Here is a 23563-nt window from a genome sequence, read left to right as displayed (position 1 = left end):
GCATACGTACCATCCGAGCGACCTCGCCTCCTTGATCAATCAGCAGGACAAGGACGCCAGGGGCAATGAACGGTCAAACCACCGCTTCTAGATGCCCTGCCCTCATGCGGTCATTCGCGCCGCGTCGAGCGCAGGTCTCTAATCATGAAATCCTTACTAAGGTGGCACCGGCGAACGCAGCATCGGTCGTTCATTTTGCAACAGGCAGACGCTATAGCGGCTCTTAACGGTGGGCCAATTTACGTTCCTCGCCGGGTTGTCGTTGCCGAAGGTCGTCTAGCCGTTTCTGTGCATTGAAGATGCAACAGCGCGGAAGTGCATTAGTAACAAGAGCGCGACCAAATTCCCGTTTCAAATCCGCCCCCGGTCAATAAGGTTCGAGCTGCTGGTTAATGCCTGCGCATTCGCTCAAGATCGTCGCCTGAAGCGCATCTAAACGTTGCCACTTCCAATGCACTCTAAATTGGCCTGCGCCTCTCCAGCGTCGCCTACGGCTGAAAATGCACTTGCTGGACTGCACCGTCTCCTCAGGCAGCGGGTGGAGGCCGAGAGGCAGCATAACCCTGACGCTGCACCCACTCGCGCCTGGGTTGCGAAGTCTTCAGTGAATGACATTTCATACAACATCAACATAGCGTTGCGACAATCGAGCGTAGCACCGCCGTCGCGCATCTCTCTCGGAAATGGTCGCAGACAATTCCGCTGGTGGTGGCCGTCCACTTCTCACAAGCCGAGCCGCATTCCCGTTTCATGGAGACGGCCAACTGGCGCTATTCGGGCGATGTGTAGATGGCGTCGGCCACTTTGAGCGCAGGGGCGACACGTGGGCGGAGAATGTCGATGGCTGGGCGAATGGCGGGGATGCAGGGCAAATCGACCGTCGACACCTCAGTATTATGCGCTTTGAAGATTGGTCACCACTAATACACCGAAAGTGGTAGCCGCAGCCTGATTGACTCCGCAAATGTTTACTGGGATCCAATAGATCGCCCGCTGTTGGGTAGGAGACCTTCATAGTGAAAGCAATAATCGCAGCTGCGGCGCTGATCGCCGCCAGCATGACTTCTGCCGCCTATGCTCATGGCGGTGGGCTGGATTCCTCTGGCTGCCACACGGAGCGTAAGACTGGCACTTACCACTGCCATTGATGGAAGGTAGCCAGCGCGAATGCTGGCGACACTCCCCCGCACTTTCAACATCCCGAGGAGGTAAGCATGCTCAAATTTCTACTCGCATTGACGTGTAGCATCATCGCTTTCCCGGCTTTGGCCTGGGATGGTCAGGATGCATCGACGGGAGAGAGTGTCGAGATCCAATCCGGCAACCTTGTTCGCTCCGGCCGCGACATCGAAGTCTACGACCACGCCACCGGCGAGTATCGCCAAGTGACTGTTGAGAGCATCCAGCGATACGGTTCTACCGTAGAGGTCGAAGTCTATGACTACGACACCGGCGAGTATCGCGTCTTGGAGATGGAAGACTGATCTCAAGGTAAATGGCCCGCTCGATGGCTGGCCGGCGTTCTATGCTCTGGCTGGGTCGGCGGCGCGGTTGCGGGGTGCGCCTTCGTCTTCCCACGAGCGGAACCAACGTATCGGTTCTGACGTCGTTTCTGCCTCGATCTGTGTCACCCGTCCAGACACCCAGCGGGCAACAGTTCAGCAGCATTGTTGAGGCCGTCGGCTATGGCCTGCGCGGCGCGCCACATGTGGCGATAGGTGGTTCGTCCAATTCACGCGTCTGACTGCGGTTTCCGTCGATTGCGACGCTAAATGAACTTGCCCCGGTGCTGCGCGCGCGCCTTTACGGCTGCGGAGGCGAACAGAACCTCGCGGAGATCCAGCGTCGGAACGAACCGCGGAACCGATGAGAAGGGTGCTTCGGCGCGCGATATAGCTGCGGCTGTGATCCGCGATCGTCTAAAGGCGATGGCGGCCATCTGCTTATTGGCCGCACGATAGGCCGCGCCACCAGCCGTGAACTCGTCACGCGCCTCGCGGATGACGTCGGGCATCGCGTTTCCGTAGGCCTTCGGGCCAACGAGGATGGGTAGCGCATCGTCTACCTCGAAAGCTTCGATCAGTTGCTGGAGCACCAGCTAACGCGTCCACCCGTCATGCATCGAGAAACTCCTGAGCGACCAGTGTGGACAAGGTATGAGGCCCCGTAGCGAGGCGCTGCGCACGCTGGCGCAGTTTGAGGATCGGCACCGCGCGGAAGAATTCGACCGCCTCGCTCCGATTGGCGAACCTAGCAGGATGCGCCCGAAGGGCTGCGGACACGCTTGAGATGACATCGCCGCCTAGCGCGGTCGGATCGGAGGCCAAGATGCACCGCACGACGAGGGAGGCGTGGTCCTCGCCGTGACTGGCGATAAGGCGTCGGATGGTCCCGAGCGCGTAGGTTTCGCCTGGAGGCCGGCTTTTGCGCGATCTGCGTATTGGACGTATCTTGATGCCAAGCCCTTCGGCGAACCGGTGACAGTTCACGCCATTGATACGCCCTGACGCGCGCGACGGTAAAATCGTCTGAAGCATTTGTTTGTGAAGGCTCCGCAACCTCGATGCCGGAATTCCTGCGGCTCTTGGCGCACTATCACGCGCACAACCAATCACATCGGAAGCAACTTGAATGAATTTTCATTTAGCCTGAAGCTTTATCTGCCACATTTCGCTGACAAGGTGTTTCATGACGCGATGGTTGTTATTGCCGCTGAATGAATTTTCATCCACGGATTTCGCGCACTCAATTATCAGGAGATGTAACGCAACCGTACGGAGACGCCGTACAGTCGAATTATCTGCGGTCTGACGCCGGAAGTCGCTGCGCTGAATTATCAGCCCAGCTCGAACATCGCGTGAAAGGCGAGGCCCCGGCCGGCGGCACGGGATCCCCACCTCGACCTATAAGTCGACCCACGTACCCCTCCGAATGGCCATTGATCGATCCAGGCATCGCCATGGTGGCGGTCTGCACGGGCTTGTAGCTTCCCGAGCCATCGCGCGTGCGTATGCGCCAACCCCGACAACGTAAGAACTGCCGCCTCCTTAGGAGATGTGGATGCTGTTGAGGCGCGCATCCTCGCCATATCGATCCTGCGGATCGCGCCGGTCGCTCGACCTACCGGTCGATCTCGGGCGGGGCGGTGGTTGAGGAGGTTTCGACGTCGTGTCACTTTCTTTTTTGAGTTCCCCTGCGGGCTAAGACGCAGAACGGCAGCTAATCGTCTAGGTCGTGCTCTTAGTCATTGAAAGCCGAATTCCATCAGCGTTCACGGCCAATGGATCTCGTCATCGCGCAAGTCTGCCTCCCTGGCTTTACGGCGGTAGTAAGTGGCCTTCGAAATGCCGAGAGCCGTCCACGGCTTGACGTGAGACTCAAATTCGAAAACTCGCCGCGCATAATATATAAATACAGAAGCGGCAGAATTTTGAAATTCAGTCTCATCGACTTCTGGGCCTGTCTCTAACCATCTCAAGTAGAGTGTTCGCGCGCGATGATGGGACACGCCCAGTGCTGTTGCGGCCTGTGAGATGTTGACGTGAAGCGGGCCGCGGCGTTCAGCACGCTCGCGTTTACGGCGCTCGTTTTGCCGCCTGTCGCGATCGGCGCGGCGAGCATCCCGTTTCGATATTCGTTCTTCGCGCGTCTGGCCATGAACGCCGAGAAGCCATAGCCGATATTCAATGCGATCCGGCTCGGACAGTTGAAGGAAGCCGCCGCGCTCCTCAATGCTCATAAACGCGAATCGATCCTCGTCCTGGGATATCTCGATGACGCGCTCGAACGGCAGGGACACTCCGCAATTGCGCAACGCGACGTCCGCTTCGGCCGGTAAGTAATCGCGAAATCGATAACGGGCGATTTGTTGCAACGTATTGATGAACACGCGCGCGACATTGTCAGGCGCAGAGTTTCGCAGGAGTCCGACCGATGCAGCCCTTCTGAGATGCATTAGAGCAATATCAGCCGCGAGGCTTGGCTCGGAGTTTTTCCTGAGTTTTTTCCGCGGATCGTGCAGCATTTGAGGCCCTGACAATGCCCAACATTCCTGAGTTGGGCGCCCATTCCGGGGAAGATCTCATGCCCCTCGAAGCAGCCACTCTTCGAGGGGCATTTTCTATCTGAAGGTTAAGTGCCCAATCCTAGCCAACTCGTTGGCCCGCTCATTTCCGACCGTGCTGCCTAGATTAGCGCCATCAGTTAGCATCATCGATGCCGGTGGTTGCGAGGTTGCGCAAACGTATAGGATCAATAATCAGTTCGCTTTCGTCACGGTCAGTGATGACCGCGAAGATCGCCACTTTAGGAATTCTTGCAGTGACAATTACCGGCGCAGGAACCCTTATTCCGCGGTGGCCTCTCGCAAAGGTCCGCGCTACTCGTTGGTCTGTTGTCCAAGACAGGCCGCGCACCCTTGGACGGGAGCAACCGCGATATATCGTGATTAAATCAGGTAGGCTGTCGAAGAAGGACCTGCCGTCGACACTCATGAAGTCACGCGACCGGCCCGCATTGCCGGATTTTGCAGATCCATGCTGCCGCAACATAAAGAGCATCCATCGCCGTTCGTGCCAAGTGTCGTCGCATCTAGACCAAGTTTCCAGAAAAACCGGCCAGAACACCTCAGTCGGGCGGCCGTGCAGCAAGCTTAAAAGGAAGCTTAACCGGTTGGTTGAATTGACGCCTTTTCCATATAGACGATCGATGAGCGCCGAGACTTCGTCACTGTGGTTCATGACCGTGCCTCCCGAGCCACGAACGTCTCTCCATCGACGATCAGACCAACGGCGGCGCCGATTTCAACCGTCGCACCAGTGAAATCGGTCTCCGTAACGATTGCTGCCATGGCGTTGGAAGGTCGGGCCAGACTGACGTTGTCATGGCGCTTATCAATTACCTCGGCAAATACTCGGCTCGACATGATCGGCGCATTTTGGACAGAGGCGTTCATCGGGCGAGCTCCCCGTCACGGGCTGCAATGCGGGCAGCGATGTCGGCGTCAATCTCAGCCTCGACGAAAGCCTTCCGGCCCTTCGATACTTCGATGGGCTTCGGAAAGGTCGGATTGATCTTCATTTCATGCCAGAGCGTCGTTCGGCTGAACGTATAACGCTGACACGTTTCCTTGATTGATAGGAGTTTCATTGGTTTTACCTCGTCAATTGATGTTTCGAGGTCTTCCAGATACTCCCACAGATTCAAATGTTGAACGGGGGGAATTGTTAGTTGATCAGTCGAGTTCCCCCCTAAGAGCGGCCCCTATCCCCTCCGATCGCCCCGGATAATTGTTGAATCTCAGCCGCTCGGGCAGGCAATGCTCAATGGCGCCGTAGAACGCTACGAAATCGCCAGTTACCCACCCCTTCCGGTTCACAGCTACGGAAGCGCGCGGGAATGCTCGGCGGAACGCGAAGAATAATTGCCTGATTGTCTCCTGCCGGTCGCGGTTCGGTGCCGCTCCTGCTATCGCAGGATGTCGCTCCAGCGCGTGTCGTGCGTCGTCGACCAGCCATTCCAATCGCTGGAGCATCTCATCGATCTCATGACCTCCTCTCTGAAACTGTCCTGCCTTTGATGGGTCCTCGTCCGGCGAACGCATGCTGCCCATCGAGGCGATTGCCTCACTGGCAACGTTAGCGCGGTTCCCGGTCTCGACTTTCGCCTGCGACAGGAGGCTCGCGGACGCGCACTTCAAGGCGTCCGCGGCGGCGATGAACTGGCCGACCCGTTCTACTGACTCCCGATCTCCCGCGTCACCTTCTCGAAGCCCTGATAGACGTTCCGCCTCCCAAATGGTCATGCAGAGATAATCGAGGTCCTCCGGGATACTACGGCGTCGATATTTGCAGACTTTTATTAGGGAAGCGTGCATCGCCCTGTGTAATTTCAGCGAGGCTTCGATCCGCTTACGATGAGATCGCTCGAACTCATCGAAGGGTGTCATGCGGCACCCCTGCGCATTGGGGAAATGTTGCTGGCGCGGCCCGTAGCTATGGCATCAAGGCGATCCGCCCACATATCGAGCGCCTGCCGTTTCTCACGATCATAGGCGTTCCGGTTGTACGTTCCCGCAACGCCAGCGCGGAAGCCGGAGATATGGTTCAGAACCGCCTCTATGACATGCGGCAATGTTCCACTGTCAGCCATCATGGTCGCGACCGTGCGGCGTATGTCATGGGGAGTCCATGGATCCTCGAAGAGTTGGAGCTTTAGCCGCGCCGCATGGGCGATGGCGTTCGACGGCATCGGCTCATCAACGTGGGCGAAGAGCGGAGCATCTCTCTCTTCGCCGGCCTTAGACAGCCGGGCATTAACAAGCTCCATCGCCGCGGGCGACAGGGGCACGGTATGAGCTCTTCCGTTCTTCGTGCGCGCTGCCGGGATGGTCCACAGCGCCGCGTCGACGTCAACTTCTGAGCGGCGCATGCCACTGACTTCGCCGCTACGCTGGCCGGTTAGAAGGAGAAGGCGGAATACGTCGCGCGTGACGCCCCTCAGAGCGGCTCCTGGAAGCGCTTTCCATATCGCCGCTACCTCATCCTCAGAAAGGACTCTATCGCGGCTGACCGGCTTCGAACGGGGTTTCACGCCGGCCGCTGGAGAGGCCGCGATATAGTCCTCCGCCACGGCCCAGTTTCCAAGTTTCCGCAGTAGCGCCAGCAGCCGGTTTGATTGGACAAGGAAGCCGGCCTCGGCCTTGGCCTCGATGATGTCGAGGACGTCGCGCTTCGTGACGGCGGTCATCTTCTTTTTGCCGATTACGGGAAGGACCTCGACGCGGAGAAGGCGATCGTCCTGCTCCCATGATTTCTTGTTTCGCTTTGCGTAGCGCTCAACGTAGAGGCCGGCCAGATCCGCGAAGGTCATTGCTTCGCGGGATGCGCGCTTATCACTGGCGGGATCTCCGCCGTCTGCCACTGCGGCGGCGAGATCCAGAGCCTTGCGCCGGGCCTTCTCCAAGGTCAGGGCAGGATGTCTCCCCAAGGTCACGCGGCGCTTCTCGCCGTCCCCTTCGGCGGTGTAGATGAACGTCCACGACTTGGCACCGGATGGGCCTACCCGGAGCACCAAGCCGCGCATTGCCTCGTCCCAGAAATCGGTCCTCGTCTCGACGCTGACGCTATCCACAAACCGCGCTGTCAGGTTCTTCCTCGGCATACCCAGACCCCATGACCAAATTGTCACATTTTACGTTCGGGGTTCCGAGGGGGTTCCAGGATGCTGGAACTCTACCGAACGCCGTTGAACGTAAGGGGACATAAAAACCGTTACTTGGCAAGGGCTTCAGCCTTTTATCAGCGTTCGTTTCCGTCCATAGGATTTCGCAAAAATGAGACTTTTAATCATGGGGTCCAGGGTTCGAATCCCTGCGCGCTCACCAGGAAACACAGGGGTTTCAAGGCCCCCACTCCCTCCCTGCAAACTCTCGTGGTAGCACACTGATATCTGGCAGCGCACGCTACCAGTGCCAATAAAATGCTATGGCATATTGCAAAATTGCTATGTTTGAGCTATAGAAAACTCATGAAAGCGATCAGCTACACCACGCGAGCGCTCCGGTCCCTGTCGAGAATGCCCCGCAACGTTGCGACCCGCATTCAAGCGAAGGTTGAGCAATTCGCGGCTGACCCGGCATCACTCGCGAACAACGTGAAGGCGCTCAAGGGCGAGATATCGGGTACGTACCGCCTTCGTGTTGGTGACTATCGGGTGATCTTCAACGAGCATGGCGTCGTCCTTGTCGTCCTCAAGGTCGGCCACCGTCGCGACATTTACGAATGAGAGGAACGAGCATGTCCGTCCAGTATATCACGACCCCGGCCGGCGAGACGCTCGCCGTGCTACCCAAGTCCGAGTACGAGGCCCTTATCGAACGCCTGGAAGATATCGTCGACTCCGCTGCCGCCGCCGACACCCTCGCAAGGATCAATGCAGGCGAAGAAGAATTAATCCCGGCTGCCGTGGTCAAGCGCATCGTCGATGGCGAAAACAAGGTGCGCGTATGGCGCGAGCACCGTGGCATGAGCGTCACGGCGCTGGCGAAGGCAAGCGGCCTGTCGCAAGCCTATGTGAGCCAGATCGAAAGCGGTGCGCGGGCTGCCCGCCCGGATAAACGGGCCGCAATCGCCGAAGCGCTCAACTTGGCCATCGACGACCTGTTCTAACGGAGCTCCCGGGCCGCTTCGACAATATCGCGACCTCGACCGCGCCAGCCTCGACCGCCTGGCGGCGGGTTGCCGCCCATGTAGAGGCCAAGATAAGCGCCCGTCAGCGCCAGGAGCATCGACGCGTCGACGAGCTGGAACGTCATAGCCGTCAGGCCCGACACCGCAGGCCCCAGGACGATCGTCCAGACCCACAGAACGGCAAGCAGATACATCCCGCCCGGCCCCGCCAGGCGTAAGCGAACCATCCCTCGGCCTTGTCCTTCTCCGCCATGGCAAGCAGAGCCTCGCGCTTGACCGCCGCCCTACCTGAGGCTCTGCTCCCATGCAGCGACGAGCAGCGAAGCCAGCAGCGTCAGGCAGGGCAGCGCATGACGCAGTTCACGCTGCCGGAACAACACGATCAATATGGCTGCGGACAGGGCAACACCAAGGCTCAGCCCGACCATGCGGCTGGCCGGCAGCAGGATCAGAACCCCGATCAGGATCTGGATCGCCCCGTTGACGAGGTGGAACCAGCGCGGAAAACCCCAGCGGAAGAAAGCTGTACGCATGGTTTCCGGCCCGTACAGGTTCACCAGCCCATTGGCGATGAAGAAGGCCGCGATGATCCATCCGAGCACGGCTCCCAGCATGCACGTCTCCGCCGTTCAATGCCCGGGAAATCATGACACAAGCGCGGTGCGGCGGATAGATCGCCACCGGAGCCGGCTGTCATGAAACCGTTGCGTGACGGGGATAGACGGTCGCGGACACCGCATCACAACGCCGCCCGCCGTCCGACCCGGCCTGCGGCGGGGTAGCGGTCTTCAGGCGGTTGCGGGCGGGATGTCCCAGACGGCGCCCGGCCACAAGGCCCGGAACCGCGTCGAATCCAGCCCGGCCTTGAGCATGGCCGCCTCCAGCGCAGCGGGCGGCGCGTCGATCGCCTCGTCCGTCAACTGGAACGTGCCCCAATGGTGGCCGGCCGCAAAGCCGGCGTTGCAAAGCCGGAAGCCCTCGACCGCGTCATTGGGGTTCTGGTGCTGCGCCCGCATGAACCAGCGCGGCTCGTAGGCGCCGATGGGCAGGCAGGCAAGGCGAAACGCCGCGAACTTGCGCGCGGCGTCGCGGTAGTTGATGCCGGAATGGAAGCCGGTATCGCCGATATGATACAGATTGCCGGCCGGATGGGTGATCGCGAAGGCGCTCCAGAGCGCCATGCGCCTGTCGCCAATGCCCCGCGCCGACCAGTGATGCGCCGGCTCGCAATGCACCGTTACCGGCCCGAACGCAAAAGATTGCCCCCAGTCCATGGCGGTGATCCGCATGTCGGGAACATGGCGGCGTATGATCGCGTCGTTGCCCAAAGGCGTCGCCACCAGCGGGTCGTGCGTGGCTTTCAACCTTCCGAGCGTATCCAGGTCCATATGGTCGTAGTGGTTATGTGTCAGCAGCACGAGGTCTATGGGCGGCAGTTCCTCGAAGCGGATGCCGGGAGGGTTTACACGCTTGGGCCCGGCGAAGGTGACGGGCGATGCGCGGTCCGAATAGACAGGGTCGGTCAGGATATTCAGCCCGGCCATCTGAATGAGGTAGGCGGCGTGGCCGATCAGCGTCACCCGCATCGCGCCTTCGGGCAATCGGTTCACCGGCGTGGAGAACTGCGGTTCCGAAGGCCACCGATCCGGCCAGCGCGCGCGCTCTCCATTCAGCTTCCAGCGCAGGAAGTTGCCGAAGCCGCTTGGCTCCTCGCCGCCAGGATTGAAAAAACGGGTGCCGTCGAAATGGTCCGAAACGGGGCCATCGTAATAACGGTTGGCCGCCTGTGCCTTGCGCGTCGCCAGGCCAGTGGTTCCTGCCACGGCCCCGACCGCCGCCATCGTTTTCAACAGGCGGCGGCGGTTCACGCGCGTTTCCTTAAAAGAGGTCGAGGGAGAACGTCTTGGATATGCCGATCCCGAAAAAGAACTGGTCGCGGTTGCCCGCCTCGACGATCGGAGAATCCGCAGCGTCGCCCACAAGGCGATCATAGCCGAATTCCCCGTTCAGGAACCAGGTCGGGCGAACTTCGAACCGCGACTCCGCGCGAAGGCCGACCGTCTTGAAGCCGCCCGACGCCTCATAGGCCTCGAGCCGGCCACCGGTGGCAAGGCTTTCCTCGGGCGAGACGGAGAAGTAGGTTTCGGCATAGTCGCTGGAGGCGAGCGTCGCATTGGGCCCGAGCTTCAGCGTCAGCACCTCTGTCGGGCGGAAGATCGCGTTGGCACCGAAGCCACCGACGAAACCTTCCGCTTCGTTGAAGGCGTAGCGCGCCTCGCCATAGACTTCCGCTCCGTAGGCGGCGCTGAAATCCCACCCGTAACCGAGCCGAAGGCCAAGCTCGTAGGTCGCATCCAGATCGCGCAGGCCGGACAGCTCCGGCGCATCGGATGCCTTGCGCTCGCCGACATAACCGAAGGATGGGCCGATGCTGAGGCCAGAATCCAGCCCGCCGCCAAATTCGATCAGGCCCGGAATGTTCAGGTAGTGGACACGGATGGTCGGGCTGGCCACCACCTCGTATTTGTTGGCGCCCTCGAAGTTGGGACGGGCAAGCGGCCCGACGCCGAGTTCGATGACGATATCCGTACCGGGCGCCGGCGCGTTGGCCGTAACCGGTGCCTCCTGAGCCTGCGCCGAGCCGATGCCGGCCAATACGCTGCATGCCATCAGCAGTGCCGTGAAGTTGCGCATGTCCCTCATCCCTCGAACGCAATGAACCTTGCCGGCACAATTGTTGGTTACAGGGATGGGATCAAGGGGCCGCCGGCGCATCGCCGGGGCATTATGGCTATTGGGCAACTATGTTGCACCGTCGCGACAGTCAGCGCACCTGGTCCAGAAGACGCTTCAATTCCAGCAGTTCCAGCAGCACCTGGTTCAGCCGCGCGGCGGCATCCGGCGGTAGCGCACCGCCGGCCACGTCGCGATCCCGCCGGAGCAGGTTGGAAAGCCCGCCCTTCTGGCGCTCGGCCTGCGGCTCCATGTCGCGCGGGGGCGCCTCCGCGACATGGCCGGCCTGCGGAGCCGGCATCGAATCCAGCCCCTGCGTATCCCCCGCGCCGATCGCGATCACGAAGCGATTGCTGTTTTCCTTGAGGATCTTCTGGACACCCTTGATCGTGTATCCCTTGACATACAGGAGATACCGGATGCCACGCAGAAGATCGATGTCGTCCGGGCGATAGTAGCGTCGGCCGCCGCCCCGCTTCATGGGTTTGATCTGCGGAAATCGCGTTTCCCAGAAACGAAGCACATGCTGCGGCAGATCTAGGTCTTCGGCGACCTCGCTGATCGTGCGGAATGCGTCGGCGCTCTTGTCAACCATGGTCGGCGCGGCCCCTTACTCGGCGGCCTTGAGGACGCCTTCCTCGGTGCGCGCCATATGGGCGGCCAATATACGCTCTTTCATCACGTTGGATGGTTTGAAAACCGTGACGCGGCGCGGAGAAATGGGCACTTCCTCGCCCGTCTTCGGGTTGCGTCCGACCCGCTCGTTCTTGTCACGCACGAGAAACGAGCCGAAGGAAGATATCTTCACGCTCTCGCCGCGGGCGATCGTAGCGCAGATTTCCTCGAGAATGGATTCGACCAGATAGGCCGATTCCGTCCGGGAAAGTCCGATCTTCCGAAACACCGCTTCAGCCAGATCGGCGCGCGTGACCGTCCTGTCGCTCATATCTACCCCTCGATCTGAAATACCGCGGAAGGGGGCACCCCCTGCCCGTCCGCTGCGGACCTATGGTCGAACCATACCGAATAGCCGAATGAAATCAAGGATATTCAAGACCATCGGATGATGGAAGCACCCCAGGTGAAGCCGCCGCCCATTGCCTCGATGAGGACGAGGTCGCCCTTTTCGATACGCCCGTCGCGTACCGCGATGTCCAGCGCGAGCGGGATCGAGGCAGCTGATGTGTTGCCGTGATTCTCGACCGTCATGACCACTTTGCCGGGCGCGATGCCGAGCTTCTTGGCAGACGCGTCGATGATGCGGCGGTTGGCCTGGTGCGGCACGAACCAGTCGATATCGTCGGGCCCGATGGCGAGAGCCTGGAAGGAATCGTCGATGACGTCGGTTATCATGCCGACCGCATGCTTGAAGACCTCCCGGCCCTCCATGCGCAGCTTGCCGACCGTCCCCGTGGTCGAGGGGCCGCCGTCGACGAACAGCTTTTCCTTGTGCTGGCCATCCGACCGCAGCTTGGAAACGAGGATGCCCTCGTCTTTCAGCTCGCCGGTGCCCTGCACTGCTTCCAGCACCACGGCGCCCGCCCCGTCGCCGAACAATACGCAAGTCGTGCGGTCGGTCCAGTCGAGGATGCGCGAGAAGGTCTCCGAACCGATCACCAGCGCGCGCCGCGCCATGCCGGACCGCAGATAGAGATCGGCCGTGGTGATGGCATAGACGAAGCCGCTGCACACGGCCTGCAGGTCGAAGGCGAAGCCGTGGCCGATGCCCAGCCGGTGCTGCACCTGCACGGCCGAGGCCGGGAAGGTGTTGTCCGGCGTCGCCGTGGCCACGATGATGAGATCGATGTCGGAGGGATGCAGCCCGGCTGCATCCAGCGCGCGCCGCGCGGCCTTCTCGCCCATCGAGGCGGTGGTGTCCTCGGGCGCGGCGATATGGCGGTTGGCAATGCCCGTCCGCTGCCGGATCCACTCGTCCGACGTCTCGACGACGCCCTCGAAGTCGCGGTTCGCCATGATGCGTTCCGGCAGATAGGAGCCGGTGCCTCGAACGACGGATCGTACAACTGTCATCGGGCGGGCTCCGCGGCTTGATCCGAAGGCGCTGCGGATGCAGTCAGGCCCAGGTTGAAAATTTCCAGGTCCCTGGCGATCTTTCGCACAAGGTCGGCCGTCGCCATGGCATGCGCGATGTCGATGGCGGCGGCCGTCCCCTCCGCGTCGGAACCGCCATGGCTCTTGATGACGATGCCGTTCAGGCCCAGGAAGACGCCGCCGTTCACCTTGCGCGGATCCAGCTTCTCCCGCAGGCGGGCGAATGCGCCACGCGCCAGGAAATAGCCAAGCCGCGACATGAAGGTCCGGCTGAGCGAATCGCGCAGGTAGGAAGCGACCTGCTTGACCGTGCCTTCGGCCGTCTTCAGGGCGACGTTGCCGGTGAAGCCTTCCGTCACCACTACGTCGACCGTACCGCGGCCGAGGTCGTTGCCCTCGACGAAGCCATGATAGCTGAGGTCCTCGATCGTGCTTTCACGCAGGAGGCGCCCCGCTTCCCGAATCTCGTCCTGGCCCTTGACCTCTTCCACGCCGATATTGAGCAGGCCGATCGTCGGGCGCTGGATGGCCAGCACGGCGCGCGCCATGGCGGCGCCCATGACGGAAAAGTCCACCAGTTGCTGGGCGTCGGCACCGATGGTGGCACCGACGTCGAGGACGATGCTCTCGCCCTTTACCGTCGGCCAGATGCACGCGATCGCCGGGCGCTCGATATTGGCCATGGTGCGCAGGCAGAACTTGGCCATCGCCATGAGGGCGCCCGTGTTGCCGGCCGATACGGCGACATCGGCCTCGCCCGTCTTGACCGCGTCGATGGCCCGCCACATCGACGACTTGTAGCGCCCCTGCCGCAATGCCTGCGACGGCTTGTCGTCCATGCGCACGGAGACTTCGCAGTGGTGAAAGGTCGAGGCGGTTTTCAGCCGCGGATATTTTTCCAGCTCGGGCAGGACTTCCCCTTCGCGCCCGAAGAGCACGAAGCGCAAATCCGGATGCCGTTCGAGGGCGATGTCCGCGCCAGCCAGGATGACGGACGGGCCATGATCGCCCCCCATGACATCCACCGCGATGCGGATTCCAGCATTGGAACTCAAGTCTCGATACCTTCCATCGCGGCACTTCGCGGCCAGTCGGCCGCGGCGCGCCAAAATATCCAAATGTTAGCGAACGGCAACAGCCTCACTTCGTTTCGTCGGACTTCGCCGCCTTCAGTCCCTTCAAGCCCGCAAAGGGCGATGGCGCGCGCGCATCAGGCTCGGGATCGGTGTCGAAGGCCTCGAACGCGGCCCCATCCTCGCGCGGGTATGGCTCCAGCGCCAACGCAAGCTGCTCTTCCAGCGCCGCCCCCAGATCGATCCGGTCGCCACTGAAGGTTTCCGGAATATCGTCTCCATCGGGATCGAGATGGATCTCTCCATCCTCGCCGTGATCGATTCGCGCCAATCGCGAATGCTCCGGCAGGAAAACCAGGTCCAGTTGCTGCTCGATCCGCTCTTCCACGGGCTCCAGCGTCACCACCGAAGCCTGCCGCACGACTGCCGAAAGGGTGCCCCTGACGCTGACCCCGTCACGCCGCCAGGGCGCGACCGTCAGGTCTGCCGACAGCCTATCGACCGCCAGAATCCCCAGGAATGCGGCCAGCGCGGCGCGCTCGCGGTCGGATGCCTCAAAAACTATCCGGTTGCCCGTCTTCGGCAAACTGCGGACGACGACCGTCAGATCGAGGCAGCGTTGGCCCGCATCAACCACTGGTTTTTCACCCTTCATTTCCGCCGCTCCTGCCCGGATCGACCGGCCAGCGGCCGGCGAGAATCTCGGTTCGATCGATTGCCGCATATAGGTGTGACGTGTCCAGAATGTGAGCGGTCCAGAAGGCGATGTGCGCATCGGACAAGGCGTCGCCGCCGCCCAGCTTCTCGCCCTTGAGGGCGGCCGCAAGCCCGTCGCGATCGGCGCGATCGAGCGGGCCGCCGAGTGCGCGGACCCTTTGATAGAAGAGCCCGGCAAGCTTGCGCATGCGCTTGGGCACCGTCATGTAGCCGATGCCGATCTCGCGCATGGAATGGTCCATGTCGGTCATGAACCGGTCCACCACATCCTGCGCAAGCGGCTGCAAAGCGGGCTCGCTTCCGCAACGGCGCAGAAACAGGAACATTTCGACGGCCAGGGCGTCGAACCGCCCCATCACCGTATCGGGCAGGCCCCCTGCCTCGAAGAAAAGCGGAGAGCGCGCACGCGCGACGATCCCGTCATAGAGGTGCTCGACGATCGCCCTGTTGCGGCGCTTGCGGCGGAAACGTTCAAGCATCCCTTCTCATCCGGCAGGTCTCGGTGCGGACAGGCGTTCGCATGGCCGGACGACAATTGCAACGTCGGCGCCGTGCAATCGCCCTGTTCCAATTGGATACACGTTGCTCTAAATGTGCGTCACCGGCGCCCACGGCGCCAACGCACGTATGGATGCCTTTGCGCGTCGACAGCAGGGAGACGAACCGCGTGACCAGACTTGCCCCTCCCATCCGACCGTTGCTGGCTGCATTGGGGATGGCGTCCGCCCTCGCCCTTGCAGGCTGCCAGACGGCGGAGGTTTACAACCAGGGCTATATTATCGACGAGCAGGCCCTGTCGCTGGTGCCCGTGGGCTCCAGCCGCGAGCAGGTGCTTCTGGCGCTCGGATCGCCGTCCACGACGGCGATCTTCGACAATGAGGTGTTCTACTACATCTCGCAGAAGCGCGTTCGCCAGTTCGCCTTCATGCAGCCGAGCCTGGTGGACCAGCGTATCCTGGCCGTCTACTTCAACAAGGACAACCGCGTCGAGCGGATCGCCAATTACGGCCTGCAGAATGGCGAATTGTTCGATTTCGTCACGCGGACGACGCCTACGGGCGGACGCGACGCCAGCTTCCTCGGCTCCATCCTTTCTGAGCAGCCGGACCCTTCGGCCATTCAGCGCACGCTGCAGCGCGACCAGCCCGGCGCCATGTAGCAGCGCGGGCACAGGAGCTTCGATACAAGAACGGCCACCCCTCGGGTGGCCGTTCTTCATGATGGCGTTGTATCGGACGAGGGCCCGAGGTTCTCAATCCTTGGTTTCGATCTCCCGGCCGCGGCCTTCACCACGCGCGCGGCGCGAAACGCGATCCAGCACCGCGTTGACGAGTCGCGGCTCGTCCTCGGTGTAGAAGGCCTTGGCGATGTCCACATACTCCGTCACGATGACCGCCACGGGAACATCCTTGCGTTCCATGACCTCGTAGGACCCGGCACGCAGGATGGCGCGCAAGGTCGCATCCAGCCGCGACAGCGGCCAATCGGCGGTCAGGGACGAGTGGATGAGCGGGTCGATGCTCTTCTGCGACCGCACCACGCCGGATACGATATCGCGAAACCACGCCGCATCGGCCTCGCGATATGTATCGCCGTCGAGTTCGCGCCCGAGCCGGAACGACTCGTATTCGGCCACGGTCTCGACCAGGCCGGTGCCCCCCACATCCATCTGGTACAAAGCCTGCACCGCCGCCAGCCGGGCAGCGCCGCGCTTGTTGGCCTGGCGGATGGGGCGCGGGTTTTCCTCGGACATGCTCACAACCCCATGCGGGTGCGCAGATCGATCATCGTCAGCGCCGCCGCCGCAGCGGAGGCACCCTTGTTCTTGCGTGAGACCATGGCCCTGTCGAGCGCCTGCTCTTCGTTCTCGACGGTCAGGATCCCGTTGCCGATCGCAACGCCTTCCATGGACAGGTCCATCAGGGCGCGGCTCGACTCATTGGCGACGATTTCGAAATGATAGGTCTCGCCCCGGATGACGCAGCCGAGAGCCACGAACCCGTCATAGGACTTGCCGCCGGTATCCTCGCCGGCGAGGGCAAAAGTGATCGCGCCGGGAATCTCGAGCGCCCCGGGAACCGTGACGACATCGCAGGTCGCACCCGCACGCTCGATCTCGGCGCGAGCCCCTTCGATGAGGTGATCGGCCAGATGGTCGTAGAAGCGTGCCTCGACGATAAGGAGGTGCGGTGCCTGAGCCATGTCTTTCGAAAATCCCGATGTCAGAAAACTGGGGAGAACGCCCCGTGTGCGTGCAGGAGAGCCGGCCGTCAATCGCCGCGCAGACCGGAGCTTGCCCCGAACAGGCGTTCCGCATAGCGCGCAATCTGGTCGACCTCAAGATTGACGATGTCACCTTTTTGTCTTTCGCCCCAGGTGGTCACCTCCAGCGAATGGCGGATCAGGAGCACGTCGAACTCGTCGTCGTCGACACCATTGACCGTCAGCGAGGTGCCATCCATGCAGACCGAGCCCTTGACGGCGATGAACCGCTTGAGCTCGGGCGACACGCGAACGCGAAAGCGGGTCGCCTCTCCCTCGGCCTCGATTGCGACGATCTCGCCGGTTCCGTCGACATGCCCGGACACCAGATGCCCGCCGAGTTCGTCGCCCACCCGAAGCGCTCGCTCCAGGTTGATGCGTGTCCCCTCGTCCCAGGCGCGCGCCGTCGTCAGCCGCAGGGCCTCCTCCCATGCCTCGACCTCGAACCAGCGCCGGTTCGACCCTTCCGGCGAAAGCGCGGTCACGGTCAGGCAGACGCCCGAGCAGGCGATCGAAGCGCCAATATCGATGCCGGCGGGGTCATAGGCGGTCTCCACCCGAAAGGCCCGCCCCTCGTCCAGGGTGCGGACGGCGGCAACCCGCCCGACATCGGTCACGATACCGGTAAACATCGGCTTTCATATCCTCTCGTATTCGCGCCAGACGTCGCATCCGAGCCGCGCTTCGCGCGTCAGGCGCATGGCCGACAGATGATCATCCCGCACCGGAGAAACAACCCGCCCGGGCCCCAGCGTCAACGGCGCCTGCACCAGGACGATCCGGTCGGCAAGGCCGGCATCCAGAACGGAACGGCCGAGCCGCTCCCCCGCCTCGAACAGCACCGACGACACCCGGCGCTCGCCCAGGTGCCGCAGGAGGGCCTCCGGCCCCTCGTCATCGGCCAGCGTGATGAACTCGCATCCCGCCTCGAGAAAGGCGGCACGCTGTTCCTCGGGGACGCTCGCCCGGATGGCGAGTATGGTCGGGACCTGCCTTGCGGTGGATACCAGTTTCGCATCGATATGTGTGCGAAGCGCAGGATCGTAGATGACGCGGATCGGCGAGCGGTGTTGAAGGCCCGGCAACCGGCAGGTGAGCATCGGATCGTCGCTGGCCACCGTGCCCACGCCGACCAGGATGACGTCCGAGCGCGCGCGCACCAGATGCGTCTGCGCGTTGGCGATGGGCGAAGTGATCTGCGCGGGGCGGTGACCGGCCAAGGCAATGCCGCCATCCGCCGACACCGCCACCTTTACCGTCAGCAGCGGGCGGCCGGTCAGCATGCGGGTCATGAAGCCGGCAAGCGGATCGCGCGCATCGGCCGCGCCGACATGCTCCACCACGTCCACGCCGCCGGCCCGAAGCATGGCGAAACCGCGTCCGTCCACGCGCGCATCCGGATCGCCCAGCGCAATCACCGCGCGCCTGACGCCGGCGCGCAGCAGTGCACTGGCGCAGGGCGGCGTCAGGCCATGGTGCGAGCACGGCTCCAGCGTAACGTAAGCGGTGGCGCCGCGCGCGGCGTCGCCCGCTTCCGACAGGGCGACGACTTCCGCATGCGGCCGCCCGCCAGCGGCAGTCACGCCGCGTCCCACCACCAGCGGCGCCCCGGCGCCGTCGAAGCGCACGATCAGGGCGCCGACCGAAGGGTTGGAGCCCGTAGCGCCGACATGACGTTGCGACAGGCGGATCGCCGCCGCCATGAAGCGTTCGTCATCCTGCATGATCGGCGCAATGGCCATGTCAGTCCTTGTCGTCGGAAACCGTCGGCGGCGAGGCAAGCTCGCTGATCAGCGTCTCGAAGTCGCGCGCTTCCCTGAAATCCCGGTAGACGGAGGCAAAGCGCACATAGGCGACATCGTCCACCCCACGCAGCGCTTCCATGACCAGGCGGCCGATCTCCTCGGAGGCGACATCCCCGTCGCTGGTGGATTCGAGCTGGCGGACGATACCGGAAATCATCCTGTCCACCCGCTCCTGGTCGACCGCCCGCTTGCGCAGCGCCGTCTCGACCGAGCGCGCCAGCTTGTCCCTGTCGAAGGGCACGCGCCGGCCCGAGCGCTTCACCACCACCAGATCGCGAAGCTGCACACGCTCGAAGGTCGTGAAACGCCCGCTGCAATCCGGGCAGATGCGGCGCCGCCTTATGGCGGCGCCTTCCTCGGCTGGCCGGGAGTCCTTGACCTGCGTTTCCTGCGATCCGCAGAAGGGGCAGCGCATGGATCAGCCGAGCGTCGGATAGATCGGAAAGCGATCGGTCAGGGCGAGCACCTTGGTCTTCACCGCCGCCTCGACGGCCGCGTTGCCCTCCGGGTCGTTGGAGCGCTTCAGGCCGTCCAGCACCTCGACGATCAACTGGCCGACCTCGCGGAACTCGGCCGCGCCGAAGCCGCGCGTCGTTGCGGCCGGGGTGCCGAGCCGGACGCCGGAGGTGATGGTGGGCTTTTCCGGATCGTTCGGAACGCCGTTCTTGTTGCAGGTGATCCCGGCACGGCCCAGGGCCACTTCCGACACCTTGCCCGTCAGCATCTTGGGCCGCAGGTCCACCAGCATCAGGTGCGTATCGGTGCCACCGGAGACGATATCGAGACCGCCTTCCCGCAGGGTCTCGGCCAGTACCTTGGCGTTTTCCGCAACGGCCTTCATGTAGCTCTTGTATTCCGGCGCCAACGCCTCCTTGAAGGCCACCGCCTTGCCGGCGATCACATGCATCAGGGGCCCACCCTGGAGGCCGGGGAAGATCGCCGAATTGATCTTCTTGGCGATGTCCTCATTATTCGTCAGCACCAGTCCGCCGCGCGGCCCGCGCAAGGTCTTGTGCGTCGTGGAGGTGACGACATCGGCATGCGGGAACGGGCTCGGATGCTCCCCGGCGGCGACGAGGCCGGCAAAATGCGCCATGTCCACCCACAGGAACGCACCGACCGCATCGGCAATGGCGCGGAAACGCGCGAAATCGATACGACGCGAATAGGCAGAGCCGCCGGCCACGATGATGCGCGGCTTGTGCTCCTCGGCCAGCGCGGCCACCTGGTCATAGTCGATCAGGCCGGTTTCCACGTCGAGCCCGTATTGCACGGCGCTGAACCAGCGACCCGAAAGGTTGGGCTTGGCGCCGTGCGTCAGGTGACCACCGGCGTCCAGGCTCATGCCGAGGATGGTTTCACCCGGCTTGGACAGCGCCATCAGGACCGCCTGATTGGCCTGGCTGCCGGAATTGGGCTGGACATTGGCGAAGCCGCAGCCGAACAACTCGCGCGCGCGGTCGATGGCAAGCTGCTCGGCGATGTCGACATATTCGCAACCGCCATAGTAGCGCCGGCCCGGATAGCCTTCGGCATACTTGTTGGTCAGAACGGATCCCTGCGCCTCAAGCACCGCGCGAGACACGATGTTTTCCGAGGCGATCAACTCGATCTCGTGGCTCTGGCGGCTGAGTTCGCCCTTCATCGCGGCGAAGAGCTCCGGATCGACGGTCGCGATACCTTCGTTGAAGAAGGCGTCATGACGATGCGACGGTTGCTGCGCGTAAGCCTGCGACATTCCTGATGCTCCGATTTGACCGGCCGGGGCTGCCTTTGCCCTGCGGCGATGGGGTGGCGTCTATCATGGACGGTTAACGCACGCCACCAAATCTATCCGGTGCCCAAACGACAAAAGCCGGCAGCTGTGCGCCGCCGGCTTCTTTCGATCCCGAGCGGCGCCCGGTCAGTAGCTGATGCCCGTGGCCACCTGCTCGCCCGGCTGGTATGCCACCGGGCGCACGTCCGACATGGCCAGCTGCTCGGAGCCGTCGCGGCGGTAGATGTCGTCGCGGAACTGAACGACCGTCGGGTCGGTCGCCCAGGCGGTGAGGTAGGTGAAGGTCAGCGGCACGGGATCGACGAGGTTGACGTCCTTGCGCTCGCGCCGCGCGATGACCTGCTCCATCGTGGCGCGGTCCCAGCCGGGCGTGTTCTTGGCCAGCCAGACGATAAGGTCGCGGACGTTCTGCACGCGTACGCAGCCCGATGATTCGAAGCGCATGAGCTGCGAGAACACACTCTGCTGCGGGGTATCGTGCATGTAGACGGAATGCTGGTTCGGGAAGTTGATCTTCACCGAGGACATCGCGTTGTTCTTGCCCGGATTCTGCCGGAAGAGATAGCGGGTCGCCTCTTCCGTGTTCCAGTCGATCTGCGACGGCGGAATGACGCTGCCATCGCTCGCATAGATGAAGATGTCGTTCCGCTCCAGGTAGGTCGGGTCCTTCCGCATCAGCGGAATGATGTCCTTGCGCACGATGGAGGTCGGCGCATGCCAGTACGGATTCATGTTGAGATTGGTGATCCGCGACTTCAAAAGCGGGGTCTGCCGGTCGATCTTGCCGACCACCGCGGTATGGCGCTGCACGACGCGGCCACCCTCGACCGCCTCGATCGACGCCGCCGGGATGTTCACCATGACGAAGCGCGGGGCGTCGTAGCTTTCGGCCTGCAGGCGCTGCAGGTTCACCTGAAGCTGGCTGAGGCGCACGCTGGTCGGCACGTTCATGGCCTTGAACGTATGCTCGGAAACGACGCCGTCGGCCGGCAGGCCGTGCCGCGACTGGAAGCGCTTGACCGCCGCGTCCACGTAGGTATCGAACGAGGCGGACTGGCCGGCGGAGCGCGGCAGATCGCCCGAGATGGCCAGGCGCTCGCGCAGGGCCATGACGGAGGGATGCTCGACGCCCAGCTTCAAAACCTGGCCTTCCGGCACCATCGGCCAGCCGCCGGCCATCGAAATCTGGTTGTAGGCGGCAATGGCCTGCTGCATGGCAGCCGCGGTATTGGGCGAAAAGACCGGCTGGTTGGACCGCACGGAGGCGACGTTGGCCGACCGCGTATCGAACTGGTCGTTCCAGCCGCCGCGGTTGGGCGCCATCAGCACGTCCTGCAAGGCCGACTGGGCCAGCGCCGAGCCCGGAATTGCGGCAAGCCCCGCAACCGTCGCCGCACCGGCAACGACATTGCGACGCGTTAATCTTGCGCGTCCGAACCTGGAAATCGCATCCATGATGAGCACCCCCTGCAACCTGAACCGGCCTTTGAGCCGAAATCCCTACCATGCGTATGGTAAATCAATTGGAAATCCGGCAGGCTGAGCCCTTGCCGCAAGAATTTCTCTGGAAGCCATGGCAATATGGCCAAACCGTGGAAACGGAAAGGGAATCCGTCGTTGTCCGCCACATTTGCCGATGTCGGGCAAGGCGCTGCGACAGAAGTGTCACAGCGCCCCGATACCACCCTGGGAAATCCGCGCGTTACAGGCGATACATGATGGTATCGTTCCAGAACCGGTCGAGCCGTTGCAGGGACCGGTTCATCTTCTGGAATTCCTGCTCGCCGAGGCCGCCCACCTTGTCGATGGACACGATATGCCGATCGTATAGTTCGGCGACGGTTTCAGCAATCGCCAGCCCCTCGGGCGTCAGCGAAATGCGCACGGCGCGCTTGTCGCTGGCCGATTTCTGATGGTCGATGAAGCCGAGTTCCACCAGCTTTTTCAGATTGTAGGAGACATTCGACCCCAGATAGAACCCGCGTGAGCGCAGTTCCCCCGCGGTCAGGATGCTATCCCCGATATTGAACAGCAGGAGGGCCTGCACCGCATTGATATCGGTGCGTCCGGCGCGGTCGAACTCGTCCTTGACGACATCCAGCAGACGCCGGTGCAGCCGCTCCACCAGTTGCAGCGTTTCGAGGTAGAGCGTCTTCAGCGGAGCATCGTCCTCCGACGCTCCCTCCCTTTGGGCCGCCGCTGCCTGGGCGTTCCTCTGGTTATTCATGAATGGTGCTCCGGTCCTTGTACAGGTGGCCGCACATGGCGGCACGATGGCCCGGAGCCTCGCGCGGGGCGCCTAAACGGCCCCTTAACGGGCAGAGTCAATGAAACGTTAAATACCCATTCCGACGCAATCGGGCTTAACAAGGCGTTTACGAATGCGCCGGGGCGGCCCCGCCGCGCGCGACGCGCGACCGGGCGCGGCTGGCCACGATATCGGCGACCCGGAGCAACAGGATAAGCGAAAGCCCGACGCCATGCGCGACGGCGATCGGCCAGTTGACGGAAAACTCAATGGGGCGGCCGATGACCAGCCCCGCCTCGATCAAGGCCACGAGGCCCCACAGGACGGCGCCCCAGGACCCGGCAAGCCAGAGGCCCAGCCCGGCGAACGGGTAAAGCACGGCGAAGGTGCAGGCCGCCATGCGCCAGCCCAGTGGCATCAGGTCGAAACGCCACATCGGTGCGTCATACACACCGGCCAAGCGTACCCAGTAGTATGCGCCGGCACCAAAAAACGCAATCGCGACAATTCGATATACGAATATGCTTAAGCGACGGATCAGGTTACTGGACGGATTCTCTTGGGGAGTCGAACGCTTCATGGCGCGATTGTGCGCGTACCGGCGACGCTTGTGAAGGTGCAAACGGGTGCATCGCGCCCGGACATCGCGGAATGGTTCCAATTTGCGCCCCTGTGTTCTAGAACGCCGCCAGAGTTCGAGAGGGTTA

30 protein-coding genes are annotated in these 23563 nt (G+C 62.5%); 5 read left to right on the top strand and 25 right to left on the bottom strand.

Annotated features, from left to right (window positions below; all coding sequences use genetic code 11):
- Positions 1 to 1058 precede the first annotated feature (1058 nt).
- Together IGS74_RS20480 and IGS74_RS10795 are read left to right on the top strand one after the other, a co-directional pair.
- The gene (locus tag IGS74_RS20480) at positions 1059 to 1148 is read left to right on the top strand and encodes a YHYH domain-containing protein (RefSeq protein WP_192391744.1); all 90 of its coding nucleotides are present in this window, start codon (positions 1059 to 1061) and stop codon (positions 1146 to 1148) included.
- A 66-nt stretch (positions 1149 to 1214) separates the two neighbouring features.
- A complete protein-coding gene (locus IGS74_RS10795) occupies positions 1215 to 1484 on the top strand; it encodes a DUF5334 family protein (RefSeq protein WP_192386125.1) in 270 nt (89 codons plus the stop codon).
- A 284-nt stretch (positions 1485 to 1768) separates the two neighbouring features.
- Here IGS74_RS10795 and IGS74_RS10790 read toward each other — a convergent pair whose 3' ends face one another.
- The 6 genes from IGS74_RS10790 to IGS74_RS10760 all read right to left on the bottom strand — a co-directional run bounded on the left by IGS74_RS10790 (position 1769) and on the right by IGS74_RS10760 (position 7161).
- Positions 1769 to 2095 carry a hypothetical protein gene (locus IGS74_RS10790; RefSeq protein ID WP_192386124.1) on the bottom strand — a complete coding sequence of 109 codons (327 nt, stop codon included), beginning with the start codon at positions 2093 to 2095 and terminating at the stop codon, positions 1769 to 1771.
- A gap of 1176 nt (positions 2096 to 3271) precedes the next feature.
- Positions 3272 to 4024, bottom strand: coding sequence for a hypothetical protein (locus IGS74_RS10785; protein WP_192386123.1), 753 nt, complete (start codon positions 4022 to 4024; stop codon positions 3272 to 3274).
- A 175-nt stretch (positions 4025 to 4199) separates the two neighbouring features.
- Positions 4200 to 4739: a hypothetical protein gene (locus tag IGS74_RS10780; RefSeq protein WP_192386122.1), complete on the bottom strand. Its 540-nt coding sequence runs from the start codon at positions 4737 to 4739 to the stop codon at positions 4200 to 4202.
- Complete coding sequence (locus IGS74_RS10775) at positions 4736 to 4954, bottom strand: hypothetical protein (RefSeq protein ID WP_192386121.1); 219 nt, start codon at positions 4952 to 4954, stop codon at positions 4736 to 4738. Before IGS74_RS10775 ends, IGS74_RS10780 begins: the two co-directional genes overlap by 4 nt.
- 279 nt (positions 4955 to 5233) lie before the next feature.
- Positions 5234 to 5947 (bottom strand): hypothetical protein, encoded by a 714-nt coding sequence (locus IGS74_RS10765; protein WP_192386119.1) that lies wholly within the window; start codon positions 5945 to 5947, stop codon positions 5234 to 5236.
- Complete coding sequence (locus tag IGS74_RS10760; RefSeq protein WP_192386118.1) at positions 5944 to 7161, bottom strand: site-specific integrase; 1218 nt, start codon at positions 7159 to 7161, stop codon at positions 5944 to 5946. The genes IGS74_RS10765 and IGS74_RS10760 overlap by 4 nt, the downstream gene beginning before the upstream one ends.
- A 366-nt stretch (positions 7162 to 7527) precedes the next feature.
- Here IGS74_RS10760 and IGS74_RS10755 point away from each other — a divergent pair, with 366 nt between their 5' ends.
- Both IGS74_RS10755 and IGS74_RS10750 read left to right on the top strand, forming a co-directional pair.
- Positions 7528 to 7785: a type II toxin-antitoxin system mRNA interferase toxin, RelE/StbE family gene (locus IGS74_RS10755; protein WP_192386117.1), complete on the top strand. Its 258-nt coding sequence runs from the start codon at positions 7528 to 7530 to the stop codon at positions 7783 to 7785.
- A gap of 11 nt (positions 7786 to 7796) precedes the next feature.
- Entirely contained in the window at positions 7797 to 8168 is a 372-nt protein-coding gene (locus tag IGS74_RS10750) for a helix-turn-helix transcriptional regulator (RefSeq protein WP_192386116.1), read from the top strand.
- Here the strand turns inward: IGS74_RS10750 and IGS74_RS10745 are convergent.
- The 10 genes from IGS74_RS10745 to IGS74_RS10700 all read right to left on the bottom strand — a co-directional run bounded on the left by IGS74_RS10745 (position 8165) and on the right by IGS74_RS10700 (position 15243).
- Complete coding sequence (locus IGS74_RS10745) at positions 8165 to 8416, bottom strand: hypothetical protein (RefSeq protein WP_192386115.1); 252 nt, start codon at positions 8414 to 8416, stop codon at positions 8165 to 8167. The two genes, IGS74_RS10750 and IGS74_RS10745, sit on opposite strands and share 4 nt — an antisense overlap.
- Positions 8417 to 8473: 57 nt before the next feature.
- Positions 8474 to 8803, bottom strand: coding sequence for a DoxX family protein (locus IGS74_RS10740; protein ID WP_192386114.1), 330 nt, complete (start codon positions 8801 to 8803; stop codon positions 8474 to 8476).
- 174 nt (positions 8804 to 8977) lie between these two features.
- Complete coding sequence (locus IGS74_RS10735) at positions 8978 to 10030, bottom strand: MBL fold metallo-hydrolase (RefSeq protein WP_192391741.1); 1053 nt, start codon at positions 10028 to 10030, stop codon at positions 8978 to 8980.
- A gap of 37 nt (positions 10031 to 10067) precedes the next feature.
- Positions 10068 to 10883: a MipA/OmpV family protein gene (locus IGS74_RS10730; RefSeq protein ID WP_039190274.1), complete on the bottom strand. Its 816-nt coding sequence runs from the start codon at positions 10881 to 10883 to the stop codon at positions 10068 to 10070.
- Between the two features lie 130 nt (positions 10884 to 11013).
- On the bottom strand, positions 11014 to 11517 hold the full coding sequence (locus IGS74_RS10725) for a MerR family transcriptional regulator (protein ID WP_192386113.1): 504 nt from the start codon (positions 11515 to 11517) through the stop codon (positions 11014 to 11016).
- Positions 11518 to 11532: 15 nt separating this feature from the next.
- Positions 11533 to 11868 carry an integration host factor subunit alpha gene (locus tag IGS74_RS10720; protein ID WP_039190270.1) on the bottom strand — a complete coding sequence of 112 codons (336 nt, stop codon included), beginning with the start codon at positions 11866 to 11868 and terminating at the stop codon, positions 11533 to 11535.
- A gap of 104 nt (positions 11869 to 11972) precedes the next feature.
- On the bottom strand, positions 11973 to 12953 hold the full coding sequence (locus IGS74_RS10715; protein WP_192386112.1) for a beta-ketoacyl-ACP synthase III: 981 nt from the start codon (positions 12951 to 12953) through the stop codon (positions 11973 to 11975).
- Complete coding sequence (plsX, locus tag IGS74_RS10710; RefSeq protein WP_192386111.1) at positions 12950 to 14029, bottom strand: phosphate acyltransferase PlsX; 1080 nt, start codon at positions 14027 to 14029, stop codon at positions 12950 to 12952. The genes IGS74_RS10715 and plsX overlap by 4 nt, the downstream gene beginning before the upstream one ends.
- 85 nt (positions 14030 to 14114) lie before the next feature.
- Complete coding sequence (locus IGS74_RS10705) at positions 14115 to 14702, bottom strand: DUF177 domain-containing protein (protein ID WP_192386110.1); 588 nt, start codon at positions 14700 to 14702, stop codon at positions 14115 to 14117.
- Positions 14692 to 15243 carry a ubiquinol-cytochrome C chaperone family protein gene (locus IGS74_RS10700; RefSeq protein ID WP_039190266.1) on the bottom strand — a complete coding sequence of 184 codons (552 nt, stop codon included), beginning with the start codon at positions 15241 to 15243 and terminating at the stop codon, positions 14692 to 14694. Before IGS74_RS10700 ends, IGS74_RS10705 begins: the two co-directional genes overlap by 11 nt.
- 236 nt (positions 15244 to 15479) lie before the next feature.
- On the opposite strand from IGS74_RS10700, the gene IGS74_RS10695 reads away from it, so the two are divergent.
- On the top strand, positions 15480 to 15923 hold the full coding sequence (locus IGS74_RS10695) for an outer membrane protein assembly factor BamE (RefSeq protein WP_192391739.1): 444 nt from the start codon (positions 15480 to 15482) through the stop codon (positions 15921 to 15923).
- A gap of 93 nt (positions 15924 to 16016) precedes the next feature.
- Here IGS74_RS10695 and nusB read toward each other — a convergent pair whose 3' ends face one another.
- The 9 genes from nusB to IGS74_RS10650 all read right to left on the bottom strand — a co-directional run bounded on the left by nusB (position 16017) and on the right by IGS74_RS10650 (position 23436).
- The gene (gene nusB, locus IGS74_RS10690) at positions 16017 to 16517 is read right to left on the bottom strand and encodes a transcription antitermination factor NusB (protein ID WP_039190263.1); all 501 of its coding nucleotides are present in this window, start codon (positions 16515 to 16517) and stop codon (positions 16017 to 16019) included.
- Positions 16518 to 16519: 2 nt separating this feature from the next.
- Positions 16520 to 16966: a 6,7-dimethyl-8-ribityllumazine synthase gene (locus IGS74_RS10685; protein WP_039190260.1), complete on the bottom strand. Its 447-nt coding sequence runs from the start codon at positions 16964 to 16966 to the stop codon at positions 16520 to 16522.
- A gap of 68 nt (positions 16967 to 17034) precedes the next feature.
- Positions 17035 to 17658, bottom strand: coding sequence for a riboflavin synthase (locus IGS74_RS10680; protein ID WP_039190258.1), 624 nt, complete (start codon positions 17656 to 17658; stop codon positions 17035 to 17037).
- A 6-nt stretch (positions 17659 to 17664) separates the two neighbouring features.
- Positions 17665 to 18768: a bifunctional diaminohydroxyphosphoribosylaminopyrimidine deaminase/5-amino-6-(5-phosphoribosylamino)uracil reductase RibD gene (gene ribD / locus IGS74_RS10675; protein ID WP_192386109.1), complete on the bottom strand. Its 1104-nt coding sequence runs from the start codon at positions 18766 to 18768 to the stop codon at positions 17665 to 17667.
- Position 18769: 1 nt separating this feature from the next.
- Positions 18770 to 19246: a transcriptional regulator NrdR gene (nrdR, locus tag IGS74_RS10670; RefSeq protein ID WP_039190253.1), complete on the bottom strand. Its 477-nt coding sequence runs from the start codon at positions 19244 to 19246 to the stop codon at positions 18770 to 18772.
- A gap of 3 nt (positions 19247 to 19249) precedes the next feature.
- Positions 19250 to 20569 carry a serine hydroxymethyltransferase gene (gene glyA, locus IGS74_RS10665; protein ID WP_192386108.1) on the bottom strand — a complete coding sequence of 440 codons (1320 nt, stop codon included), beginning with the start codon at positions 20567 to 20569 and terminating at the stop codon, positions 19250 to 19252.
- Between the two features lie 165 nt (positions 20570 to 20734).
- Positions 20735 to 22063: a L,D-transpeptidase family protein gene (locus IGS74_RS10660; protein WP_039191154.1), complete on the bottom strand. Its 1329-nt coding sequence runs from the start codon at positions 22061 to 22063 to the stop codon at positions 20735 to 20737.
- 247 nt (positions 22064 to 22310) lie between these two features.
- Positions 22311 to 22835, bottom strand: coding sequence for a winged helix DNA-binding protein (locus tag IGS74_RS10655; protein WP_039190249.1), 525 nt, complete (start codon positions 22833 to 22835; stop codon positions 22311 to 22313).
- A gap of 148 nt (positions 22836 to 22983) precedes the next feature.
- Complete coding sequence (locus IGS74_RS10650; RefSeq protein ID WP_246722527.1) at positions 22984 to 23436, bottom strand: DUF6163 family protein; 453 nt, start codon at positions 23434 to 23436, stop codon at positions 22984 to 22986.
- Positions 23437 to 23563 lie beyond the last annotated feature (127 nt).

It is taken from the genome of Aureimonas sp. OT7 (assembly GCF_014844055.1).
GTDB lineage: Bacteria > Pseudomonadota > Alphaproteobacteria > Rhizobiales > Rhizobiaceae > Aureimonas > Aureimonas altamirensis_A.
This window is presented reverse-complemented; position numbering and strand designations above follow the sequence as displayed.

What these genes read in the sequence shown, in the direction of transcription:
- IGS74_RS20480 (WP_192391744.1), top strand. Translation starts at nt 1,059, where the DNA reads ATGACTTCTGCCGCCTATGCTCATGGCGGTGGGCTGGATTCCTCTGGC.
- IGS74_RS10795 (WP_192386125.1), top strand. Translation starts at nt 1,215, where the DNA reads ATGCTCAAATTTCTACTCGCATTGACGTGTAGCATCATCGCTTTCCCG.
- IGS74_RS10785 (WP_192386123.1), bottom strand. Translation starts at nt 4,024, where the DNA reads ATGCTGCACGATCCGCGGAAAAAACTCAGGAAAAACTCCGAGCCAAGC.
- IGS74_RS10780 (WP_192386122.1), bottom strand. Translation starts at nt 4,739, where the DNA reads ATGAACCACAGTGACGAAGTCTCGGCGCTCATCGATCGTCTATATGGA.
- IGS74_RS10775 (WP_192386121.1), bottom strand. Translation starts at nt 4,954, where the DNA reads ATGAACGCCTCTGTCCAAAATGCGCCGATCATGTCGAGCCGAGTATTT.
- IGS74_RS10765 (WP_192386119.1), bottom strand. Translation starts at nt 5,947, where the DNA reads ATGACACCCTTCGATGAGTTCGAGCGATCTCATCGTAAGCGGATCGAA.
- IGS74_RS10760 (WP_192386118.1), bottom strand. Translation starts at nt 7,161, where the DNA reads ATGCCGAGGAAGAACCTGACAGCGCGGTTTGTGGATAGCGTCAGCGTC.
- IGS74_RS10755 (WP_192386117.1), top strand. Translation starts at nt 7,528, where the DNA reads ATGAAAGCGATCAGCTACACCACGCGAGCGCTCCGGTCCCTGTCGAGA.
- IGS74_RS10750 (WP_192386116.1), top strand. Translation starts at nt 7,797, where the DNA reads ATGTCCGTCCAGTATATCACGACCCCGGCCGGCGAGACGCTCGCCGTG.
- IGS74_RS10745 (WP_192386115.1), bottom strand. Translation starts at nt 8,416, where the DNA reads ATGGTTCGCTTACGCCTGGCGGGGCCGGGCGGGATGTATCTGCTTGCC.
- IGS74_RS10740 (WP_192386114.1), bottom strand. Translation starts at nt 8,803, where the DNA reads ATGCTGGGAGCCGTGCTCGGATGGATCATCGCGGCCTTCTTCATCGCC.
- IGS74_RS10735 (WP_192391741.1), bottom strand. Translation starts at nt 10,030, where the DNA reads ATGGCGGCGGTCGGGGCCGTGGCAGGAACCACTGGCCTGGCGACGCGC.
- IGS74_RS10730 (WP_039190274.1), bottom strand. Translation starts at nt 10,883, where the DNA reads ATGCGCAACTTCACGGCACTGCTGATGGCATGCAGCGTATTGGCCGGC.
- IGS74_RS10725 (WP_192386113.1), bottom strand. Translation starts at nt 11,517, where the DNA reads ATGGTTGACAAGAGCGCCGACGCATTCCGCACGATCAGCGAGGTCGCC.
- IGS74_RS10720 (WP_039190270.1), bottom strand. Translation starts at nt 11,868, where the DNA reads ATGAGCGACAGGACGGTCACGCGCGCCGATCTGGCTGAAGCGGTGTTT.
- IGS74_RS10715 (WP_192386112.1), bottom strand. Translation starts at nt 12,953, where the DNA reads ATGACAGTTGTACGATCCGTCGTTCGAGGCACCGGCTCCTATCTGCCG.
- IGS74_RS10705 (WP_192386110.1), bottom strand. Translation starts at nt 14,702, where the DNA reads ATGAAGGGTGAAAAACCAGTGGTTGATGCGGGCCAACGCTGCCTCGAT.
- IGS74_RS10700 (WP_039190266.1), bottom strand. Translation starts at nt 15,243, where the DNA reads ATGCTTGAACGTTTCCGCCGCAAGCGCCGCAACAGGGCGATCGTCGAG.
- IGS74_RS10695 (WP_192391739.1), top strand. Translation starts at nt 15,480, where the DNA reads ATGGCGTCCGCCCTCGCCCTTGCAGGCTGCCAGACGGCGGAGGTTTAC.
- nusB (WP_039190263.1), bottom strand. Translation starts at nt 16,517, where the DNA reads ATGTCCGAGGAAAACCCGCGCCCCATCCGCCAGGCCAACAAGCGCGGC.
- IGS74_RS10685 (WP_039190260.1), bottom strand. Translation starts at nt 16,966, where the DNA reads ATGGCTCAGGCACCGCACCTCCTTATCGTCGAGGCACGCTTCTACGAC.
- IGS74_RS10680 (WP_039190258.1), bottom strand. Translation starts at nt 17,658, where the DNA reads ATGTTTACCGGTATCGTGACCGATGTCGGGCGGGTTGCCGCCGTCCGC.
- ribD (WP_192386109.1), bottom strand. Translation starts at nt 18,768, where the DNA reads ATGGCCATTGCGCCGATCATGCAGGATGACGAACGCTTCATGGCGGCG.
- nrdR (WP_039190253.1), bottom strand. Translation starts at nt 19,246, where the DNA reads ATGCGCTGCCCCTTCTGCGGATCGCAGGAAACGCAGGTCAAGGACTCC.
- glyA (WP_192386108.1), bottom strand. Translation starts at nt 20,569, where the DNA reads ATGTCGCAGGCTTACGCGCAGCAACCGTCGCATCGTCATGACGCCTTC.
- IGS74_RS10660 (WP_039191154.1), bottom strand. Translation starts at nt 22,063, where the DNA reads ATGGATGCGATTTCCAGGTTCGGACGCGCAAGATTAACGCGTCGCAAT.
- IGS74_RS10655 (WP_039190249.1), bottom strand. Translation starts at nt 22,835, where the DNA reads ATGAATAACCAGAGGAACGCCCAGGCAGCGGCGGCCCAAAGGGAGGGA.
- IGS74_RS10650 (WP_246722527.1), bottom strand. Translation starts at nt 23,436, where the DNA reads ATGAAGCGTTCGACTCCCCAAGAGAATCCGTCCAGTAACCTGATCCGT.